The following is a 1,624-nucleotide window of genomic DNA, read 5'->3' on the forward strand; positions in this document are numbered from 1 at the left end:
TTTCACGCCACTGCATCGAGGTCCTCGATGCAGTGGCGTGAAACCCTCACCCCCGTCCGGATGGAACGCGTGGCGGTACTCGCACCGACGGAACACAAGCATGCCGCGCTCATCGAAGTCGCCCGCAGCTCCGCCGTCGAGCTGGACCTGCCGTATCCCCCCGGCGACGGCCCCGAAGAATTCGACAAAGCCGCCAGCGCTGCCGTGGAGAACGGTCCGGTGTCCGGGCTGGTGGGCTGGTCCCCGGCCCGGCGGATTCCGGCCCTGCGGGAGGCACTGGCCCCGCTGGGCGCCGGCGTCGTGCCGTTGAAGACCCCGCGCGGAGTCCAGCCGCCCACCTTGCTCACCGGCAACGAACGCCCGCAGCGGAAGGCCCCGCGGCTCTCCCGGCTGCTGGTGGACACCTACACCACCATCCCGTACGCGGATGTGGACCCGGCGCGGCTCGCGGGGCTGGCCTACGTGGTGATGTTCGGCATGATGTTCGGCGACGCCGGGCAGGGCCTGCTGCTGGTGCTTGCCGGCCTGCTTATCCGCTCCGGGCGGATCCACAGGCTGCGCCGCTTCCAGAAGACCTGGCTGTTCATCTTCGGGGCGGGACTCGCGGCGGTGTTTTTCGGCATCCTTTACGGGGAGTTTTTCGGCCCCACACACGTGATCCCGGTGATCTGGCTGGAACCGGTAGAGAACCCTGTCCCCCTGCTCATCGCTGCCCTGGTCTTCGGGGCGGTGCTGCTTTCCGGCGCGTATACCGTCGGCACGATCAACCGGGTCCGGGAGGGCGGCTGGGCCTATGCCATCTACGCCCGCACCGGGCTGGCCGGCGCCCTGCTGTTCCTCGCCGTCGGGCTGCTGGCCGGCGGGCTGGTCGCCAGGGTCCCAGGCCTGATCATTGCCGCCGCCATCATGGCCGCCGTCGCGGTTGTGCTGATCTTTACCGGGCTCTTCGTGGAAGCCGGCGGCGGGGCCACCGGCACCATGCAGGCCTCCGTGGAGCTGGTGGACACGCTCATCCAGCTCGCCTCGAACATCGTTTCCTTCACCCGGCTGGCGGCCTTCGGCATCACGCATGCGGCCCTGCTGCTGATTGTTTGGGAGGCGACGACGGCGCTGTGGCACCCGGATTGGCGGGCGGTCCTGGCCGTCCTGGTTTTCCTGGTCGGCAACGCCATTACGTTCGCGCTGGAAGGGCTGGTGGCCGCGATCCAAGCCCTGCGGCTGGAGTACTACGAGCTGTTTTCCCGCGTGTTCACGGACGAAGGCCGTCCGTTCAAACCCTGGAGCCCGCAATTGCCGGACTCTGTTTCCTCCACCGGACCCACTGACTCCGAAAGGCAAACGCCATGAACACCTGGTTTGCCGGTATTCCCCTGGCCCTGATCCTTACCGTCCTGTTGGCCTCCGGAGCCGTGTTCGCGTTCCGCCGCCGACGCCGAGCCGGGATCACGGTGCTGCTGGGCGTCAACGGCCTGATCATGGCGGGTGCGCTGGCACTGCTCGCTGCGGCCTTTAACGCCGCGCCTGCGACGGCGTCGGGCGGCTCCGCGCAGGCCGCCGTCGCCATGGCCACCGAGGGCAGCGACAGCAGCAGTGCGGCGCTGATCGGCGCTTCGATCGCCGTCGC

At 68.8% G+C, this 1,624-nt stretch carries 2 protein-coding genes; both read left to right on the plus strand.

Translation table 11 applies throughout. From position 1 onward, the window contains the following. The coding region (locus RTN46_RS16980) for a V-type ATPase 116kDa subunit family protein (protein WP_312183231.1) at window positions 1–1,347 on the plus strand (1,347 nt) is incomplete at its 5' end. Then, window positions 1,344–1,624: hypothetical protein (locus tag RTN46_RS16985; protein ID WP_312183234.1), on the plus strand; the 281-nt coding region annotated here is incomplete at its 3' end. The genes RTN46_RS16980 and RTN46_RS16985, both read left to right, overlap by 4 nt.

This window comes from Arthrobacter sp. (assembly GCF_031988865.1).
In the GTDB taxonomy this organism is placed as follows: Bacteria; Actinomycetota; Actinomycetes; order Actinomycetales; family Micrococcaceae; genus Arthrobacter_B.